The following is a 19596-nucleotide window of genomic DNA, read 5'->3' on the forward strand; positions in this document are numbered from 1 at the left end:
ACCTCACTTGAATATGCCGACGGCCGAATTCACTATGCTAAGCGATGAAGCAACAATCGACATGATGTCCTTGATGTTCACGATAGACGACTGGGGAACGAAAATGATGTTTCCCGGCGTCAAAGGAACGTTGCCTTTCGCAGGCTTTCCCTTCTGCTGATCAAGATCAAGTACTAGAGGCTGTTTGTCAGGGTCCTGGAACAGCAGCGCGTTACCTAACACTGCATAACTTGTGGGACCTCCCGCCTCGACGACCGCCTCGATTGCCGTTATGCCATCATAGAACCTTACAACTCCCGGTCTCTGCACTTCGCCAAAGACGTACACTCTGGCGGGTTCAGAATAAGGAACATATATCGTTGACCCCGGTGAGACAGTCCTTCTGGTTAATGTGAGGAAATCTTCCGGGGTAGTAATCACTTCTTCAGTCTTTCCGGAATAAGAGATGAAGATTCTGCCCCTGGTTTCGAAGCTGGCAAGACCCCCTGCAAGACTCAGTAGTTCTGCAAGCGAAAGCTCCCCATATTCTGAAACAGAGAATATGCCTGGTGACTTGACGTCTCCTACGATAGTAACGAATGAATCATAGTTTCTTAGCGCAACAATGGTATCATCATCCTTAACATAGCTTCTAGCCAGTTCCTCGGTCTTCAGTGCATCTACCAGCTTTATTGTGCCATCGATTCCTACAAGACTGAGCGTAGTCACTGATTTGTCGAGTCCTCCAGCAACTGCAATCGCTGTCGCCAATGAAGGTTTTTCTCCGCTGATCTCGTACTTTCCAGGTCTTACTACATCGCCGAGCACTGTGATTGATATCAAGGATTTGCTCGACACATAAATGTATGAGTTGTCTGATAGAGGATCCCCTCGCTTTTGCAGAACCGATGCGGTGAACTCGCTGACGGATTTTCCATCATGAATTACTATCTTTCCAACCTGATTCTCGTCAACTATTCCGCCCGCTTTGGCTATTGCATCAGAAAGAGAATGGCTTTCATCTACGCTAAATGTGTAGAGGCCTGGATTGTTTACTGCACCCAGAACAGTTATCCTAATCACCTTTCTTGGAACGATAACCGTGCTTCCCGCTTCAATTACCGTATCTCTACCTTCGTTTTTGACTTCAGCCAGACTAATCGGGAGAATCTCTCCGGAAGGCATGAGAATCCTAACTTGATCTGAAGCAGTAATCTTCTCTCCTCCTGCTCTCGCAAGTGCTCTGAGAACAGTGATCTCCTCTTCGAAGGAAAACTCAAACTTGCCAGGAGAATTCACCTCTCCGCTAACATAAACGTAGCGGTCATCTCCGGCAATGTACACAGTCTGACCTGCCGACAAATGAATGTCTTCACCTTCAATTAGGTCGAACCAGCGAATCTCTCTGTCTTGATCTGTGATCTTTATATTAGTAGCAGCCCTATTTGTTAGACCGCCGGCCTTGGAAATGGCTAGCATCAGGCTAGGGGTCTCATTCTTGTAAAACTCGACGATTCCCGGGTTTCTAACTTCTCCAATTACATTCACTCTAACAGCCTCATAAACTGGTACATATACGAAGGACCCATCTTCGAGCGTAAGATCGAGGGCCTTTCCTAGTAGTATTGGGTCAACATTTACTGTGGAAGTTCTACCAAAAGGATCTGTTATCTGTATCTTGTTGCTGAGTGCAAGTGGCGTCATCCCGCCAGCTCTTGCAATTAGAGTAGTCAATGTAACTTTTTCTCCTGGCTCGAACTGAACTGATCCTGGACTATTGACTGCACCAACCACAAATATCTGGCGGAGAACGTTGGGATACACGATTATCGATCCGGGTGAAAGTACCATGTCATTATCTTTGAGATCGGAGATCTGTCTTTCTCTTCTTGTTCCGTCGGGAAAAATCACAGTTACTCTACTGTTTGAGTCAAAATCAAGCAGGTTATGCTTTGCAAGGGCAGTTCTAAGGGTGATCTCCTCATTACTAGAAAAGTCAACTCTCCCGCCTCTTTCTCTCGAGATAACGTAAACGAACCGTTCTGAAGTCTCGGGCACGTATACTATTGAACCACTTGTTATCTGTGGATCAAGTGATATGCCCTTTATAACTGCCTGAAGGTCAAGTTTCTTGCGTTGGTCGGATTCAACTATTTCAACGTTTTTTGATAGAGGATCGATTAACCCTCCGGATATTGCTATTAGCTTTGTCAGGGTGGGATTCGGTTCTTCTCTGCTAATCAATTTGAGCCCAGGCTCCTTTACACCACCAAGAATGTACACATATCTTGATTCTATCTCGGGCACGAAGACTGTTGCTCCATCAGGAATAGACGGAGGGGTATCCTTCGATAGATCATCAATAGTATATACGGTTATTGAGGCTGCTCTCGAGTCAATTACTGTTATGCCGTATCTGTCAGCATAGTCATCAAAACCACCGGCAGCGGAAATCACGGTAGCCAGGTTGAAGGGGATACCGGGTTTCAGGGTGATTGTACCTGGGTTTCTTACTCGCCCAAGAACATTCGCCACGTTGCTTGCCTGCGGATAGAACACAACACTTCCTGTCTCAAGTTCCCAGTCAGTCTTTATTAGAGAACTGATAGGAATCCTTCTTTCGCCGCCGTCAGGAGATATCACCCTTATTTCCTTCTCTGAGGAAATCTCTACGAGATTTAGTTTCGCCAGAGCGTTTCTCAATGTGATCTTCTCTCCCGAAGAGAAGTCAACTTTGCCTCCGCTGTTGTCGGAGATAACGTACACGAATCTGTTGTCGATTCTTGGAACATAGATTAAATCGTCATACCCAATTTTCGGGTCTATTGAAAGACCTTTAAGAACTCTATCGAGATCGACGTCGATTATTTTCGTTCCTGAAAGAACCTGTACTGAAGAAATGTCGGCATTTTGCGAAAATCCTCCACCCGCGCTAATGGCTCTGGTTAAGAGAAGGTCATCTTCATCTAGCTCGATTTTTCCCGGTCTTCCCACTTCTCCAAACAAGTATACCCAAGTGCTGGTGTCAGGAACAATTACGATTGAGCCGGGTTCAAGGAAGTAATCCTTCTCTTCCAACTCCGAGGCAGGGATCTCTAGATTAGTACCGTTTGAACTAATTATCGAAATGGACTTGCTTGACTTGAAATTAAGGAGATTGATTCTGGCAAGAAGGTTTCTCAGGGTGAAGGCTTCATTCTCTTGAAAGTCGACTCTTCCTCCCTCTGTGGAAGAGACAACGTAGACAAATCGCTGTTCTTTCTCCCTAACAAGAACAATAGATTGCGGTTCTAGAACCAGAGAGCTTCTAGTGGCCTCTTCTATTGACAAGAGCCTTGTTCCGTCTTTCATAAGAACCTCGACAAGTCCTGCCTTTTCATTAAGACCGCCCGACTTAGCAATTGCTCTACTGAGAGTGATTTCTTCGAAATTTGAAAAGGGTAGAGAGCCTGGGTTTCTAACCTCTCCAGTTACAAAGACCGTCTTCTCTCCGTGGGGCAGGATAATCATCGAACCTGCCTCGAGAAGCATATCCTCTTTTTTGATGGAGTCATAACGTTTTCCAGAAGGTTCAACTATCACGACAGAATCGAGACTAGATGGGTCGTATAGGTCTACCTTAACCAGAGCATTTACAAGAGTAAGATTCTCGTCGATACTGAATTCTACTTTTCCGCCGAATGATGCTGAAGCGACATAGACGAACCTTTCTCGCAGACGAGGAACGAAGACCGTATCACCCGGATTCAATTTCACGTCATCGATTGAACCGCTCAAGAGCTTATCGACTTCAAAGGACTCAGGCACCGCGACGCCACTTCTCAGAATGTACAATCCTTCTGATGCAGTTTGTCTAAGGCCGCCGGCCTCTCCAATTGCCTGTAGAAGGGTAAGTGTTTCACGGTATGGTAGCGATGTTGGGTTGTTGAACTCACCAAGAAGTTTCACGGATTTTGATGAAGAATCGTTTGCTATTACGATACTCCCGGCGGGGACTTCCGGGTCGCTTACTCTTCCAAATAGTATACTATTCAGGTTTATTGAGGATGAGTTGCCCTGGAATTCGTCGCTAATGATCAGAATCTCTTCTTTGTCGGCCGTTTCGGCAAGGCCGCCCGACTTAGCAATAACCTGGGTTAACGTAATGCCTGGATTGAATTTCACTAGAGTAGGTGACCTGAACTCTCCCATAGTCAAGATCCATGCTTTTGTACCCGTTGGAACGTATAGGGTTGAACCTTCCGTAATCTTCTCCTTCAAAGCTTCGCCTGCCGACAAAATGGAAGACAGATCGACGTGCTTTCTGGTTCCATCCTTATAGACAACGAAGGCAGAAGAGAGATCTGCCCCATCCTGGAGCCCGCCAGCAAGGGCAAGAAGCTGAGAGATTCCGATCGTGCCTTCATGCCACTCTATCGCCCCTGGTTTGTTTACTTCCCCAAGGATGTAGAACATGAATGGTGCATATGATTTCACAGATACCGTAACCTGTGGTTTAGATGTAAGGATGCCCTGATTTAAGAACTGAGAAGACAGCAAAGATTGGATTTCTTCGAGAGTCTTTCCCAGTAAAGCAATATTTCCTAGCGGTGGAATAGAAGCGGTACCGTCAGGACCAACAAGTACTTCGCTGGAAAGATCGCCTGAACCATAAACAGAGATCAATAGCAGATCACCTGGTCTAACCGAGTATCCGAAAAGGGAAACTGTAATAACAAGCAATATTAGAAGCGGGATGATTCTAAAACGCATGTAACTTCCTCCTTCTCCAATTTTCAGTTCTCTTCCAGGAGTCTTTTGATCTGAGACTTCAATTCCGAGAAATCGGGTGACTTAACGACATACGCGTCAGCGGCCCAAGAAGAGAGATCATGTTTGTAGTGTGTGTACGCTGTCAAAAGAACGATCTTCTTATCAGGATATTTTTCGCGCAATATGCCGGCTAGCTCAAGTCCATTTATCCCTTCCATTTCAACATCGATAGTAATGAGATCAAACGATGTTCCCTGCTTTAAGATGCTCAGAGCTTCTTCTGCGCTACTTGAGCCCTCGACTTCATATCCCGATTCCTTGAGCTCTTCTTCAAGGAGTAGCCTCATGTTCTTTTCATCTTCAACTATCAGCACTCTTTTTTTCAAGATCAAACCTCCCAACTCTTCTAGTCGGCAACCTGAAAGTGAAGTTAGTTCCTCCGCTTCCGCTTGAAGCGGAAATCTCTCCCCCGTGTTCCTCAACAATCTTCTTGCATATCGAAAGTCCTAGACCCGTGCCAAAGGTCTTGGTAGTGAAGAACGGCTCAAAGATACGCTTCAACGTCTCCTCTGGTATCGTTCTTCCGCCATTCCAGACGGAAAAGTTTATACTATCATCTTCTTCTTGAATAGTTATCCGTACTTCACCATCACTTTCAGAAGCCTCAATAGCGTTCTGAACAAGGTTAATTATTACCTGTTTAATCCTGTCTTTGTTGCCGTAATACTCAATTTCATCTTTTCTTGAGTATAGAACAAGTTTAACACTTTCTTGGACGGCTTTTTCTTCAAAACCGGCAAGTATCTCGCGTGTTATGGAAACGAGATCGAACTTCTCGTCCGTTGTTACACTCCTTCTTCGCGAGGCTTCTAGTACTTCTCCAACTATGCTGTCGAGTCTACGGAGTTCTTCCATAAGTATCTTCGCATATTCTCTAGTTTTTTCCCTGTCGGAAGAGGCCAGAATCCTCTTAACAAAACCGCCGATTATCGTGATGGGGTTTCTGATTTCGTGAGCAACTTTGGCAGACATTTCTCCGAGAGCAGCGAGTTTTTCTCTGCTTTTCAACTCCTGTTCCAGCTTTCTTCTTCTAGTTATTTCATCTAGAGATAGAATCACACCGGTAAGCTTCTTTCTTCTCTCTTCTCTCAAAGGTGTTATTTGAACATCGAAATACTTGTCGCCAAAAGCGTTAAAATGCTGATCAGTCAAAGTAATCGTCTCTCCAATTCTCATCGCGTCAAAGAGTAGTTCGATGATACCGTCGAGTTTCAAATTCATGGACTGGATGCTCTTTCCGATAATGTCATTTCTATTGACGTCAAGAAGGAACTCAGCGGTTCTGTTTACCTCTGTTATTTTGCCTTCAACCGAACAGACGATTATTGCCGATTCGAGAGACTGAAGAATACTTGATACAAACCTACGATAGTAATTAGATAGGTTTTTCTCCTTCTCAAGGCTCTCAGCCATCTGGACAATTCTCTCGTAGTTCTCCGTAAGCTCCAGAGCTACCCCTGTGCTGTCGGCAAGCAACCCGAGAATCTCCGTATCGGCATTGCTGATTCTCTTTCCTGAATCACTGTTGTCGATTATCAGAATTCCTAATACTTCTTCTTCACCGGATACGGGAACAATCAAGTATTCATCTGAACCGATGATCCTATTGAGAAGAGCCAACTCTTCCCCTCTCAGCCTAAGCATTTCGGGTGTGACGTGAACGATTTTCTTCCTCAGGACTACTCTCTCAAGGATGATATTACCCGGGTAAGAAATCAACGCCCTAGATTCATTTTCATCATTTGAAGATTCCTCAAACGACACATCCTGAAGATATCTTGCTAGATCGCTATACACTGATCTGTCCGAGTTTTCTCTGCTTTTTGAGAGCATTTTGCTCTCTTCAACAAGAACAGAACGTGCGTTATCCACTCTGAAGAATATTGCTCTATCGAATTTAAGTCCGGAGGAGTGGGTTGCGCCCATAAGAAGAATTCTAATTATTCTCTCTCTGTCAAGGCTTCTCTTCATTGCCTCTGTGATTTTGTGAAGCACGCTCAATTTGAAGAGTTGCTCTTTCTGTTCGCTTATTAGTTCCTCATGCTTCTTTCCGAGCTGCCTGAGTTTTCTCACTTCCATTTCCAGTCGAGAAGTAAGTCTTAACCTACTTATGGCAACTGCCATCCTTCTACTCATATCATCAAGCATCTTCAAATCTTCTCTGTCAAGGTGTTTGTAAGCTCTGAATTCACCTTCTACCTCTTCTCTATCGGCAGCAACAATCAATCCAACTACCATTCCCTCGACCAAGAGTGGAACTGCTATGAACGAACCTACGGAGACTTCTTCTGTGAAGATCACTGATGAAAGATCCGACTTCTTGGCTGAAACAAAAAGCCTCTCTCTTGAGAGAGCATCAAGTTGCTCATCGGAAATACTCATCTCTATTCCTCGTAAAGGACTTGTTCCTTCACCAATCGCTGCCCTAAGGTGAAATGAGGTGTCAAGCCTTTCAAGAAAGAAGATCCATCTAACCCTTAACATCTCTCTGGCAATTTCAAGAGATCTATATACAAGCTCTTCCGAATCGGTTTCCGTTTCGAGAACCGAAGTTAATCGAGAGACAAGCTTCAGTCTCCTGTAGCTTTCTTCTTCTAGCGATCTCTTGATTGAATAGTGCAGAGCCATTTCTAGCTCCTTTATCCAGCTTCCGAGTGAGCCTTTGACTTTAGATTTTGTAGGGAAGGTCAAAAGGCCGAGCGGTTCACCCTCGCAAAACAAACCTATGAACTTAACCTTTTCCTTATGTTCCTCGAGATGAGTAGAAAGGACTATCTCCTTCTCGAACACATCAGCTTTGTTTAGTTCTCTCAGAAAGGGATTCTTATTCAATCCAATTTCCCTTCCTGTACGGGTGAATCCTTCTCTGAAATTCACTTCCTTGAAGACATCCCGGTACTTCTCCAGAATAAAGAGTGATGGTTCCGATGAGATTTCCAGCGCTATTCTTTTCAGTATTCTCTGGATTATCTCATCAGAAGATGTTTCAAACCCCGTTCCTCTCAGTTCAATCACCACTTCTCGACAATCTCTATTATCATTCTCATGTGCTCAACATGACTTCCCTTCCAGTAGATATGACCGCAATTCTTGCACTTTGAGAAGTTCTCTTTTGTAAGTAGTATGTAGTCCGGTACTCCGCAAAGATCTTCAAGAGAGGCTATTTCTAGCTCGCCGTTGCATTTTGAACATCTGCTGAGGAAATCGATATCTTTGTGACTTATCCTGAACCTGTGAACGACCGACTTCAGTTGCGACTTCCAGTTCTCCGATTTGATAAGGTAACATCTGATCCTGAATCTCATTGCAATTTCGAGAGCTTTCCTGCTCTTGGTAAGAAATACGTCTCGATTGCTGACAGCTCCTTCAATCTCATTTCTTGAGCATATCTCGGTGTCGAAGCCAAGAAACCGGAGCTTCTTCGCCAGCTTTGTAAGAGAGTCTTCAACTAGGAACTTCATTTCTTCACCATGATCGAGAATACTATCCCTGCATATTCTCTTTGATCGATAAGCCTAAACAGAGTACCGGTTCTTGCAAGAGAATCGCTTTCTCTCTTTGAAGTTTCGACTATCAGGAGACTTCTAGAGTTTAGAACGACAGAGTTTTGTTCTAGCAATTCAATAAGAGGTTTGGTATATTGTTCATCAAAAGGGGGATCTGCAAAGATAATATCAAATTCAACACCCTTTCTTACGAGGGAAGGGATGGCTCTGCGGAAGTCGGAGCAGACTATTTTCAAGTCCGCTGAAGGATCAAGTCCATTCTTGCTTTCGAGAATTGATTGACATGCCTTCTTTGATGAATCAACTGATGTTACATCTATTGCGCCTCTACTCAATGCTTCAAAAGAAATTATTCCGCTTCCTGAGAAGAGATCAAGAAAGGTCTTCGAGCTCACGTCCACTATATCGAAAAGGGCCTTTCTGGCGGACTGAGGTGTATATCTTGTACTCCTCCTTGGAGGAGTCTTTATAGATCGTCTAGCCCACTTCCCTCCGGTTATGACCAACATACTATCCAACCTCTATCAATCTTACTCTTTCCGAGTATAGCCTCTGCATTTCGATTCTGAGAGCTCCATGCTCCAGAAGATCGGGGTCTCTTTCAATAGTTTCCTGAGCATCTTCCCTGGCTTTGAAAAGGAGATCTTGATCATCGACAATGTCGCCGAGAAGAAATTGAGGCATTCCGTGCTGCCTCAAACCAACGAACTCACCGGGGCCTCGAAGTCTAAGATCGAGCTCAGCAACATCAAATCCACTTGCGGTCGAAGCAAACTCTCTCAACCTCGAGAGCGCTTCGCCCGAAATCGCCCGGTTCATTAGCATGACGCAAATCGACTTGAGATTGCTTCTTCCTACACGTCCTCTGAGCTGGTGAAGTTGCGCCATTCCAAATCTTTCGGGGTGTTCAATAACCATAACGGTTGCCGTAGGTATATCAATTCCTACCTCAACAACAGTTGTGGAAACAAGAATCATGCTCTTCTTTGATTTGAATCTCTGCATAATCTCTTGCTTTTCGGTGTCGGTTAGTCTTCCATGGAGCAGTTCCACTCCTGCACCAGGGAAGACTTTCTCTCTTAGCCTTGCCGCTTCATCTGTTGCATTTTTCAGGTCTACTTGCTCTGACTCTTCTACGAGAGGATAAATGAAGAAAATCTGATGACCCATCTTTATTTCCTCCGAAATGAATGAATAGAGATGATCTATCCTGCTTCGGGCAAGCAGTATCGTTCGTACTGGCGATCTTCCTTTTGGCATCGTATGAATTGTTGATACGTCAAGATCACCGTATACCGTCAAGGCAAGTGTTCTGGGGATAGGGGTCGCAGTCATGACAAGACTATCAAGAAGTCTCCCCTTTGAAGTCAATGTTTCACGTTGCTTAACTCCGAATCTGTGCTGTTCGTCGACCACAACAAGACCAAGGCTTCTGAACTCCACACCCTCCTGAATTAGGGAATGGGTTCCAACCACTACGTCTATCTCTCCCTTTGTCAATCTGGTTCTGATACTCTCCTGATCAGTCTTCTTGAGTGAACCAGTCAACAGTGCGACGTCGATACCTAGCGGTTCAAGATCCTTCTTCAACTTTTCGAAGTGCTGCATTGCCAAGACAGACGTTGGAACCATCAAGGCGCTCTGATATCCAGCTTCATAGTTGTCTGTGATTGCCAGTTCGGCTACAAGTGTCTTTCCAGAGCCCACATCTCCCTGAAGCAACCTGCTCATTGGCGAGGTGGCCCTCATATCATCTCTTATCTCTCTGAAAGCCTTTACCTGATCTTCTGTTAACTCAAAGGGCAGTGACTCTACAAGTCTTTCGGCGAGAATCCCGGCGATTTCCTTAGGTAGGCCTTGGTATTTACACCTTATCTGTCTTCTACGAGAAAGAACTGCTATCTCAAATAAGAAAAACTCTTCATATGCAAGCGTTTCGCGAGCCTTTCTTGCTTCGAACATGCTCTTGGGAAAATGTATCGCAGTGAATGAATGCTTTCTTTCGAGGAGCTGCCTTCTTTCTTTGATCTTCAGAGGGATAAGGTTTTCTAGGGATCTCACAACACCAAGATTGCGCTTGGTTATTTTCCTCATCATTTTCATAGAGATTCCTGAAGTAAGGGAGTAGACGGGCAGAATCTCCCCCGAGACTTCGCCATTCACTTCTTCGATTTCCGGAGAGTTCATCTCCAGAGGACCAAATGGGGTCTTCTTTGCCAATCCGTGAATGAGATACTCTTTGTCTTTCTTGAGCTTTTGTAGAATGTAGTCCTGATTGAACCATTTGAGAAGCAGTTGACCGAAGCCATCGCCTGCGACTGCAGAGATTATCGTGTAGCCTGAAACCTTCTTAACTGAGAAGTTAAGTATTCTCGCCCTTACACTTACCTTGGAATCAGCTGAAAGTGACGAAATCGGGAGAATCACCCTTCGGTCTTCGTAGTCTCTCGGAAAGTAATAGATCAGATCACCAATTGTTTCGATATCCATTCTCTTAAGAATTTTGGATCTTGCTTCACCGACTGAGTAAGCATACTTTATGGGTGTTGAGGGTGACACGGGCCTTCCTAGTAGCGCCTCGATTTCGTCAACAGTTCGCAGAAGGAAAATCCTTCTCAACTTTGCTACCATTTCGAGTCCATTTATTAGTCTCTTTTTCCTTCTATCTTGACTGAGCGCTTCGCTTTTCGAGAAGTAGGAGACGAATTTGGACAAGTATTCGTTGAGTAAGGGAAATCGGGAAAACTCCTCTTTGTTTGTCTGAGATACGATTCGCTTCAGTTCAGAGAAGAGAACTTCATTGTCTCTTCCTGAGAGCGAAGCTTCGAAAAGCATTTCACATTCGTCAAGGACTTGCTCAAAAAGCATTACTTTCTTTCTTTCTCCCCGTAACACGCCAGGCCAAAGACTGCGGGTCCGCTATGGCAGGCTATTGTTGGCCAGATTCTTCCGGCAACAAGTTCAATCTCATTTCTTTGGATGCCTAAATTCTCTTCGATCAACTCGACGGTTTTTTCGGTTGTTTCTTTCGCAATATCCGAGTACTCCTCGCTCCCGTAGATAGAGTACAAAACAACTGATTCTCTCCTTCTCTCGAGAAACTCAAGGACGTTTGAAACCATCTGCTCCTGCAACTTCTTCATACCTCTAAGCTTCGCCACAGGACTAATATATCCTTCTTCATCCACTGAAAGAATCGGCTTGATGTTGAGCAAGGTTCCGGCTAGCCCCTGTGCTTTTCCTATTCTTCCGTTCTTTATCAAGTATTTCAGCGTGGGAACGCTGAATTCCATGAACGTATCTTGAATTATCTCCGGCACTCTCGATATTGCCTCATCGATCTCCAACCCTCGTTCTATTAACTCAATAAGTTTCTTAGCGATCAAATAAGCTCCAATAGAGACTTTTCTGGTATCAACAACTGTGACTTCTAGCCCCTCCACCATTTTGGAGGCCATAACGCAAGTATCATACAGACCCGACATCTTCGATGAGAAATGAATATCAAGTAGCTTCGTGTAACCTTTTGACTTTATGTCATTGTAGTAATCAAGAACCTGTCCGAGTGGCGGTTGAGCTGTGTGAAACTCTCTGGAGCTTTCGACGATATTGTAGAAAACATTCTCCATGAAGTCAAACTCGTCGTTATATTCCTTATCATCAATAATGATTTTCATTCCCATGAAAAAGAGTTTATGCTCCTCAACGAAACTTCTCGTTGGCGCACAACCTGAATCAACGGATACCGCAATCAATTCGTTCACCTTCCTTCGGCGAAAATCTGTTCTTGGTCGTCTCCGTTATCTATTCTCACGCACCATCTACCATCGACAAAATCAGTCTCTAGTGAATAGCCGTTAAGTTCCACAGCAAGTGGTCTGCCATTATCTATGCTGAACTGAAGAAGTCTTTCGGCAGAAACCCTTACTCCCCTCTTTACAGAAGCCTCAAGCATTAACTGCGTGTTTTTGCGATTTGAGTTCACAACACTCAGTGCAAAAAAAGAAGTTATCATACAGATACTCAGAAGTAAGACAGAGAGAACAAGTGTAACAATGTTGCCTCTTCTCATCAATCACCTTTCAAATAACCTACGTAAGGTAGATTTCTGTATACTTCATCATAGTCAAGTCCATATCCAACAATGAACTGATCGCCTATTCTTTCGCCGGTAAAGTCTATCCCAACACCATGATCGTGAATAGTCTTTTCAAAGAGCGAGACCAGTTTCACGTCTGCCGGTTTCTGCTTCCAGATATAGTTTATTATGTATCTCAAAGTTCCTCCGGTGTCAACTATGTCTTCAACAAGAAGAACGTAACGGTCCGTAACAGATTCATCCACCCATGTCTTCACACGAATTCTTCCCGTAGTGGAGACTCCTGAATAACTGGAAACATGAACGAAATTATAGCGCACCTTTAACTCAAGTCTCTTTAGGAGATCGCTATAGAAATGAACTGAGCCCTTCAGAATGCAGACAGCCGTTATCTCTTCAGTAATCGAGGAGTAGTAACTGTTGATTTCTTCTGCAAGTCTACTAACAATTCTCTCAAGGGCCTCTTCTGAGTAAAGAACCGCGATCTTAGCAGGATCAAAGAGCATTTCCTTCACCTCCGGCAGTCATGATAATTATACCATCGCAGAAAGACTATAAAACTATCAATTCTTCTGAAGCATTAAGTGGAAATGCGAGGTTGAGTAGGTTACAATCCTTCTTGTGAAGTTGCACGGATTTCTTGGCTAATCTTTTTGCCTACAGAATGGGGCGATTGTATGGATCAGCATTTTCTGATTAATTACCTCGACGCTTCCGAACATGAGCTTCCTCTAGATTTGCCGACAGTCTTTGGGAGGGAAAGCGAAACATACCTGGAAGTGGGGTTTGGTAGTGGCGAGTTCCTTGTTCAGAAAGCGATTGATAATTCTGCAAAAGATTTCCTGGGAGTTGAGTTGTCTGTAATAAGCACAGAGAAACTTCTTAAATCGCTTAAGAGAGAGCTTGTAGAAAACGTCCGAGTGCTTCTGACGGATGCATCTTTCTGTTTAAATAACGTAATTCCTAAGGATTCACTGTCCGGTGTTTATATGAATTTCCCCTGTCCGTGGCCAAAGAAAAGACATTCAAATCGGCGGCTGAACGACCCCAATTTCGTTTTGAAGATTGGGCGGGTTCTAAAAAAAGGGGGTTTCTTTCAGCTCTACTCCGATTCGAAGGAATTCATCTCTGAGATGAGCTCAAGCGTAGACCTAACTGGTCTCTTCGATTCGGTCACAGTCGAAATAAATCCAACGGCCGGAGTGGGAACTAGATACGAGAGAAAATGGCTGGCTATGCAGAGGGAGATATTCAGACTCATCTGTAGAAGAAACAGCAAAGCAGTGAACTGTGAAGAGGATGTGGTTAACTTGTCGCATTTGTGGGTGAAGAACATCGACAAGTCCCAGCTTAATAGAGTTGCAGGGCGGTCGTTTTCTAGTGATGAGATGTTTGTCAAGTTCATGGGGGTCTACAGAAAGCTTGATAATGAGGTCTTTCTAATTGAGACTCTTTCGGTTGACAGAGGCTATTCTCAAAGATTCTATATAAGTCTTTCCAAAAGGGAAGAAGTTTGGCTGATTCAACTAGATAGTCAAGCGAAACCTTTTAGGACCAGAGCGGTAAAATTCGCCTTTAGAATGCTCTCTCGGATACTTGGTGACGAAAGTCGAGCTTAATAGTGAGGCGCATTTTTGGGAAGTTCTGCTTTTCTTAATAGAGTAGGAAGCGCTTTCATTGAACGGGGCAAATCATAGTTATGGCGGGGCGCAGAAGCGCCCCGCCCGATTAAGATAGTTAGAGCTTCTTGAATAGCAAAGAAGCGTTATGGCCTCCAAAGCCAAATGAGTTTTTTAGGGCGTAGTTGATTTTCCTATCAACTCCTGAATTTGGTGTGTAGTTCAGATTGCATTCAGGATCGGGGATAGAGTAATTAATCGTTGGTGGAACGAAAGAGTTCTGAATTGCAAGAAGAGTTGCTACAGATTCAATTGCTCCTGCGGCTCCCAGGGCATGTCCGACCATTGACTTTGTGGAACTTATGTTGAGCCCATCACTACTCCCAAATAGACGCTTTATGGCTCGTGTCTCCGTCAAGTCGTTTAAGGGCGTAGAAGTGCCGTGAGCGTTAATATAGTCAACTTCTGATGGGTCAACTTCGGCTTCTTCAAGAGCCATTTTCATAGCTCTGTAAGCTCCATCACCAGATTCCTCGGGTGAAGTGATATGAAACGCATCATCGGTTGAACCGTATCCGGCGATTTCCCCGTAGATCTTTGCTCCACGCTTCAAAGCATGCCCGTATTCCTCGATGATCAGTGTTGCGGATCCTTCGGCCATAACAAATCCATCGCGTTCGCGATCAAACGGTCTTGAAGCATTTTCAGGATTTCCGCGTGATAGGGCGGTCATATTCGAGAAGCCGGCAAGAGCAAGGGGCGTGATCGTGGCTTCAGAACCGCCGGTCATCGCGATATCGATTATCCCATTTCTTATAAGCCTCGTTGCTTCACCAATCGCATTTGTGCCAGAAGCGCAAGCTGTGGACACAGTGAAGTTTGTACCCTTGAACTTGAAACGTACGGCGAGAAGTCCTGGTGCCATATTCGCGATAGTCATGGGAATCAGGAAAGGGCTGATTCTCGAGGGGCCTTTTTCCAACAAGACGGAGTGCTGGTCCTCAATGACATCCATTCCGCCTAGACCTACACCATAGACCACCCCAGCCCTTTCGGGATTAGGAATCTTTCCGTCCAGACCGGAATCATCATACGCCTGGCAAGCACTAGCAACAGCCATCTGAACAAATCTTGCGTTTCTTTTTGCTTCTTTTTTGCCCATAAATGCAACAGGATCGAAGTCTTTTACCTGACCAGCAACCTTTGATCCAAACTGAGTGACATCAAAAGTGTCAATCCAGTCAATACCAGATCTACCAGATTTCAGCGACTCCCAAAACTCCGATAGGTTCTTTCCTATTGAACAAATTACACCCATTCCAGTTATTACGACTCTTCTCATCCTATCTCTCTTCCAGTTTGATTATGAATTTCACAACGTCATCGATGGTCTTGAAGCTTGCGGTCTGACTGTCGCTGATCTGGATATCGAATTTGTCTTCAAGTTCCATTACAAGATCTACCAAGTCAAGAGAGTCAGCTCCAAGATCTTCTATGAATCTTGAACTTCCGACGATTTCTCCAGCTTCAATACTCAGATTCTCTGCTACGATCGAAATCACTCTTTCCTGTACAGTAGACGTCTTTTCCATTGAACTCACCTCTCATTTCAAAGTATTTTAGTTAACGATTTCCTGGAATTCTCTTATTACTTCAAGGCTTTCGCAATCTGTTGTGCTAATCGAAACGTTTCTATCAATCTTCTTCATAAATCCGCTAAGAACCTTTCCGGGTCCTACTTCAATGAATCTGTCCGAGCCAAGTTGTATCATTCTTCTTATTGATTGTTCCCATTTAACTGGCTTATATGCCTGGGAGATTATGAGTTCTTTGATTTCCTCTGGATCTTCGGGGAAGAAGTCGCCAGTGACGTTTGAGATCACGGGGATTTTAGGAGGACTCACCTTGACGTCCTTCAGAAAGTCCCGCAAGACATCGCCTACTGGCTGTAAGAATCGACTGTGAAAAGGTGCGCTGACGGAAAGCTCAACGCACTTTCTAGCACCTGCTTCCAGTGCCATTGAAGTTACCAAACGCACTTTTTCTGTAGTTCCCGAAACCACAACCTGGCCTGGACAGTTGTAATTGGCAACGATAACTTCTTCTTCAGAAGAGATTTCCAGGCAGATTTTCTCTACGGCCTCATTGGGTAAACCTATGATTGCCGCCATTATTCCTTCACCGGGTGGAATTGCTTCTTGCATCGCTATTCCCCTCAACCTGACAAGTCGAAGAGCATCAGCGTACTCAAGTGATCCCGCAACAGTAAGCGCACTGAATTCTCCAAGAGATAGACCCGCTACAATATCGGGTTTAGCACCCCTTTCCGAGAGGAAATCCGAAAGAGCGATGCTGACAGAGAGAATAGCCGGCTGAGCATTCTGTGTAAGAGTCAACTCACTTTCCGGACCTTCAAGCATCAATCTTAACATATCAAATCCAAGCATTCGGCCCGAGAGCCCAATGAATTCTCGTATTATGGCGCTTTCCTCGAACAGTGTCTTTCCCATTCCAACGTACTGACTCCCCTGACCGGGAAATATCCATGCTACCATCTCTTGATCCCTCCCAAAACTTCGATGACCTCTTCGGCTTCCCCGATGATTTCTTCCAACAACTCACTTACGCTTTTGATGTCTCTGATCAATCCACTAGATTGACCGGCCATGAGCGAGCCAAAATTGAGATCACCTTCTCTTGCGGCTCTTTTAAGGCCGCCAATCGCCACTCTTTCAATTGCCTCGACTCCGTTACCTTGTCTTTCAAGTTCTTCAATCTTCCTAGTCAATTTATTTCGGAAGGCTCTGACAGGATGTCCGGTTGAGATCCCTGTAACGACTGTATCAAGCTCGTTTGATGAAAGAACTCTTTCTTTGTAATTATGGTGTGCCGAACACTCCGTCGTGCAAATGAACCTTGTTCCCATCTGGATTCCGCTTGCCCCTAGAGCAAGAGCTGCTACGAGCCCTCTTCCATCAGCGATTCCGCCGGCAGCAATAACAGGGATCTTTACTACGGATGCAACGGCCGCCACCAGAACCATTGTTGTCACCTTTCCGATATGGCCACCGGCTTCCATTCCTTCGGCAATTACTGCGTCAGCACCTTGTTTTTCGAGCCTTCGTGCAAGTGCCGTTGAAGCAACAACCGGGATTACTTTAGTCCCAGAAGACTTGAGCCTTTCAATAATGCGTGATGGGCTTCCTGCACCTGTCGTTACCACTGGTACCTTCTCTCGGCAGACAACTTCTATTTGATCTTCGATGTTCTGAGAGAGAAGCATAATATTTACGCCAAAAGGTTTTGATGTGATCTCTTTTGTTCTTCGGATTTCAGTCTGTAACTCTTCCGCCGAAAGGCTTCCGCCAGCAATAATCCCTAACCCGCCAGCATTTGAAACAGCCCCTGCCAAGCCGTTGTCTGAAATCCAGGCCATTCCTCCCTGGAATATTGGATACTTTATTCCTAATAGTTCAGTTAGTGTTCTTCTTTGTCTCGTCAATGTCGTTCCTCCTGGCACGGAAATGCTGATAAAGAGTCAGCAACACTATACCAGGGCCCAAGGAGACCAATAAAGTATGGATTTCGGACGCTTTGCGGTCTTATTGACCGGAAACGCTACAGGAGGAGAGCTTTGAAAGACAAGGAGTATGTTCAAGAGAGAATTCCTCACAGAGACCCTTTTCTGTTAGTGGACGGTGTAACATCTATTGGAGAAACGGAGGCTAAAGCTTACAGAGATATCCTTGAAGATGATCCCGTTTTCAGAGGCCACTTTCCCGGGTGCCCAATCTACCCGGGAGTACTAATAATTGAGGGTCTAGCACAAACGGCGGGAATTCTTCTTCTAAAGCCTGGGACAACCCCTTTGTTCGTAGGAATAGAAAAAGCACGGTTCAAGACCATAGTTAAACCTCCATGCAGACTTGAATACTCAATCAGACTGATTGGAAGAAAGATGAATCTTGCCAAAATAGATGCTACAGCTTTTGTAGATGGCAAACTTTCTGTCAAGGCAGTTCTACTTGTCACTTCGCTATAACAATGATTTTGGAAAGAAAAAACCCCTGTGCTATAATTTAGGCGTTGATCCTGCACAGGGGACTAAAGGGGGTAAGCCGTCACCTTCGAAGGGTGACGGCATTTCCATTTTAGAACTGGAAAGAAGCAACGAATCTTACGCCGCTTCTATAGACGAAGAAAGCCACGTAATCTCCCTCTCTTATGCTATCAACAGCTTCTTCAAAAGCACTTACATTATCAATAGCCACCTGATTTCCATTTATGCTTAAACGGGTTATTATGTCGTCTTTCCCTATGCCCAGCCTGTATACTATTCCTTCTGTGCTTACACTCCTAACGATTATCCCTCTGAACTCTTGAGAAAGGCCGAGACGCTCTCTGTCTTCAGGAGTTATCTCGGAAACCGAGAGGCCTAAAGAGCTCTCGAAAGCTTTTGGCTCTTCACTCTCTTCCTGTGAAGAAGTACTTTCTTGAGAAAGGGTCCCAAGGACTGCAGTTACAACAATCCTCTCTCCGAACCTGTCGATCGTGATTCTAACTTGAGAACCAGCAGGGTAGTTGAGTACAGCTGCTCTAAGCTCAGAGGAGTTTGAGATCTCAAGATTTTCGAATCCGACTATTACGTCTTGTGGCCTAATTCCCGCCTTGTCAGCAGCTGAGTCAGGTACGACATCGGTTATTAAGGCGCCTTTATCAACTTTGAGACCCAACGATCGAGAGATTGCCTCAGTGACGGAGTCCATGTACACTCCCAGATAAGCCCTCTGAACCGATCCCGTTTCGATTATCGAATCAACGAATCTCATAGCAACGTTGATCGGTATTGCGAAGCCAAGAGAAGTCCCAACGTCGGGAGATATAATGGCTGTGTTGATTCCGATAACCTGACCATAAATGTTGAGGAGTGGACCTCCACTATTACCGGGGTTGATTGCTGCATCAGTCTGGATAAGATTCGAATAGACTCCGTTACCGTCGGGTTTCGGTAGCTGCCTGCCGACAGCGCTGATCACGCCGAGGGTAACTGTGTGTTTTAGACCAAAAGGATTGCCTATCGCAATTGCCCATTCGCCTATCCTAAGAGAGTCGGAGTCACCGACTTCAACAATGGGAAGATCGGCACCGTCCGGTTCGATCTTTATCACGGCAATGTCTAGTTCGGCGTCTCCTCCAATATACTTTGCCGGATAGACGTTGCCGTCGAGAAGAGATACCGATATCTTGTCTGCTCCAGCGACAACATGTTCGTTAGTGAAATATAGCCATCTTTACTGAAGATGAACCCGGACCCAACGCCGGTCACCTTCTGATCGGGAATTTCACCAAAAAAACGCCTGAAGAATTCCTCGAAACCGTAAGGATCTCTGATGGAATATTTCCTTGTCGCCTCAACGTCTACTTTGACAACTGCTGGTCCTGCTGCTTCAACTACGTTAATAACTGGGCTCTCGTAGCCTTCATTAACCAGGGCCAGAGAAGCCACTGATAACATAACTACAACAAGTACTACAGAAACCTTCTTCATAACTCTGACCTCCTTCTTCGAGTTGGCTACTCC

The 19596-nt window shown here is 44.9% G+C and carries 15 protein-coding genes and 1 pseudogene; 2 read left to right on the forward strand and 14 right to left on the reverse strand.

Translation table 11 applies throughout. The features are described from left to right. Positions 1-3 precede the first annotated feature (3 nt). Genes Q502_RS02360 through hpt form a run of 9 tightly spaced genes read right to left on the reverse strand, consistent with a single transcriptional unit; the run spans position 4 to position 12902 of the window. On the reverse strand, positions 4-4731 hold the full coding sequence (locus Q502_RS02360) for an SLBB domain-containing protein (RefSeq protein ID WP_099828778.1): 4728 nt from the start codon (positions 4729-4731) through the stop codon (positions 4-6). Between the two features lie 23 nt (positions 4732-4754). Further along, positions 4755-5078: a response regulator gene (locus tag Q502_RS02365; RefSeq protein ID WP_102818856.1), complete on the reverse strand. Its 324-nt coding sequence runs from the start codon at positions 5076-5078 to the stop codon at positions 4755-4757. A 13-nt stretch (positions 5079-5091) separates the two neighbouring features. Further along, positions 5092-7806, reverse strand: a complete 2715-nt coding sequence (locus Q502_RS02370; RefSeq protein WP_243392215.1) for an ATP-binding protein — start codon at positions 7804-7806, stop codon at positions 5092-5094. Next, complete coding sequence (locus Q502_RS02375; protein ID WP_099828779.1) at positions 7803-8252, reverse strand: Mut7-C RNAse domain-containing protein; 450 nt, start codon at positions 8250-8252, stop codon at positions 7803-7805. Before Q502_RS02375 ends, Q502_RS02370 begins: the two co-directional genes overlap by 4 nt. Next, a complete protein-coding gene (rsmD, locus tag Q502_RS02380) occupies positions 8249-8806 on the reverse strand; it encodes a 16S rRNA (guanine(966)-N(2))-methyltransferase RsmD (RefSeq protein ID WP_099828780.1) in 558 nt (185 codons plus the stop codon). Before rsmD ends, Q502_RS02375 begins: the two co-directional genes overlap by 4 nt. Before the next feature lies 1 nt (position 8807). Next, a complete protein-coding gene (recG, locus tag Q502_RS02385) occupies positions 8808-11165 on the reverse strand; it encodes an ATP-dependent DNA helicase RecG (protein ID WP_099828781.1) in 2358 nt (785 codons plus the stop codon). After that, positions 11165-12061 carry a DegV family protein gene (locus tag Q502_RS02390; RefSeq protein WP_099828782.1) on the reverse strand — a complete coding sequence of 299 codons (897 nt, stop codon included), beginning with the start codon at positions 12059-12061 and terminating at the stop codon, positions 11165-11167. The genes recG and Q502_RS02390 overlap by 1 nt, the downstream gene beginning before the upstream one ends. After that, positions 12058-12369, reverse strand: a complete 312-nt coding sequence (locus Q502_RS02395) for a hypothetical protein (RefSeq protein ID WP_099828783.1) — start codon at positions 12367-12369, stop codon at positions 12058-12060. The genes Q502_RS02390 and Q502_RS02395 overlap by 4 nt, the downstream gene beginning before the upstream one ends. After that, a complete protein-coding gene (gene hpt / locus Q502_RS02400) occupies positions 12369-12902 on the reverse strand; it encodes a hypoxanthine phosphoribosyltransferase (protein ID WP_099828784.1) in 534 nt (177 codons plus the stop codon). Before hpt ends, Q502_RS02395 begins: the two co-directional genes overlap by 1 nt. 171 nt (positions 12903-13073) lie before the next feature. On the opposite strand from hpt, the gene trmB reads away from it, so the two are divergent. Continuing rightward, positions 13074-14015 (forward strand): tRNA (guanosine(46)-N7)-methyltransferase TrmB, encoded by a 942-nt coding sequence (gene trmB / locus Q502_RS02405; RefSeq protein ID WP_099828785.1) that lies wholly within the window; start codon positions 13074-13076, stop codon positions 14013-14015. A gap of 118 nt (positions 14016-14133) precedes the next feature. On the opposite strand, the gene fabF is transcribed toward trmB, so the two are convergent. Genes fabF through fabK form a run of 4 tightly spaced genes read right to left on the reverse strand, consistent with a single transcriptional unit; the run spans position 14134 to position 17517 of the window. Beyond that, a complete protein-coding gene (gene fabF / locus Q502_RS02410; protein WP_099828786.1) occupies positions 14134-15357 on the reverse strand; it encodes a beta-ketoacyl-ACP synthase II in 1224 nt (407 codons plus the stop codon). Position 15358: 1 nt separating this feature from the next. Further along, positions 15359-15607, reverse strand: a complete 249-nt coding sequence (gene acpP / locus Q502_RS02415; RefSeq protein WP_099828787.1) for an acyl carrier protein — start codon at positions 15605-15607, stop codon at positions 15359-15361. Positions 15608-15634: 27 nt separating this feature from the next. Beyond that, positions 15635-16570, reverse strand: coding sequence for an ACP S-malonyltransferase (gene fabD, locus Q502_RS02420; protein ID WP_099828788.1), 936 nt, complete (start codon positions 16568-16570; stop codon positions 15635-15637). Next, on the reverse strand, positions 16564-17517 hold the full coding sequence (gene fabK, locus Q502_RS02425) for an enoyl-[acyl-carrier-protein] reductase FabK (RefSeq protein ID WP_099828789.1): 954 nt from the start codon (positions 17515-17517) through the stop codon (positions 16564-16566). The genes fabD and fabK overlap by 7 nt, the downstream gene beginning before the upstream one ends. 132 nt (positions 17518-17649) lie before the next feature. Between fabK and fabZ the strand changes: the two genes are divergently transcribed. Beyond that, positions 17650-18057, forward strand: coding sequence for a 3-hydroxyacyl-ACP dehydratase FabZ (gene fabZ / locus Q502_RS02430; RefSeq protein ID WP_099828790.1), 408 nt, complete (start codon positions 17650-17652; stop codon positions 18055-18057). A gap of 109 nt (positions 18058-18166) precedes the next feature. On the opposite strand, the pseudogene Q502_RS02435 reads toward fabZ, so the two are convergent. Beyond that, a pseudogene (locus Q502_RS02435) lies at positions 18167-19563 on the reverse strand (Do family serine endopeptidase). Positions 19564-19596: the final 33 nt, after the last annotated feature.

Origin of the sequence: Mesotoga sp. Brook.08.YT.4.2.5.2., from assembly GCF_003351125.1 — a bacterium.
Taxonomy (GTDB): domain Bacteria; phylum Thermotogota; class Thermotogae; order Petrotogales; family Kosmotogaceae; genus Mesotoga.

Bases quoted from the DNA above. Each gene is read 5' to 3' on its own strand.
- Q502_RS02360 (WP_099828778.1), bottom strand. From the start codon at position 4,731: ATGCGTTTTAGAATCATCCCGCTTCTAATATTGCTTGTTATTACAGTT.
- Q502_RS02365 (WP_102818856.1), bottom strand. From the start codon at position 5,078: ATGAGGCTACTCCTTGAAGAAGAGCTCAAGGAATCGGGATATGAAGTC.
- Q502_RS02375 (WP_099828779.1), bottom strand. From the start codon at position 8,252: ATGAAGTTCCTAGTTGAAGACTCTCTTACAAAGCTGGCGAAGAAGCTC.
- rsmD (WP_099828780.1), bottom strand. From the start codon at position 8,806: ATGTTGGTCATAACCGGAGGGAAGTGGGCTAGACGATCTATAAAGACT.
- recG (WP_099828781.1), bottom strand. From the start codon at position 11,165: ATGCTTTTTGAGCAAGTCCTTGACGAATGTGAAATGCTTTTCGAAGCT.
- Q502_RS02395 (WP_099828783.1), bottom strand. From the start codon at position 12,369: ATGAGAAGAGGCAACATTGTTACACTTGTTCTCTCTGTCTTACTTCTG.
- hpt (WP_099828784.1), bottom strand. From the start codon at position 12,902: ATGCTCTTTGATCCTGCTAAGATCGCGGTTCTTTACTCAGAAGAGGCC.
- trmB (WP_099828785.1), top strand. From the start codon at position 13,074: ATGGATCAGCATTTTCTGATTAATTACCTCGACGCTTCCGAACATGAG.
- fabF (WP_099828786.1), bottom strand. From the start codon at position 15,357: ATGAGAAGAGTCGTAATAACTGGAATGGGTGTAATTTGTTCAATAGGA.
- acpP (WP_099828787.1), bottom strand. From the start codon at position 15,607: ATGGAAAAGACGTCTACTGTACAGGAAAGAGTGATTTCGATCGTAGCA.
- fabD (WP_099828788.1), bottom strand. From the start codon at position 16,570: ATGGTAGCATGGATATTTCCCGGTCAGGGGAGTCAGTACGTTGGAATG.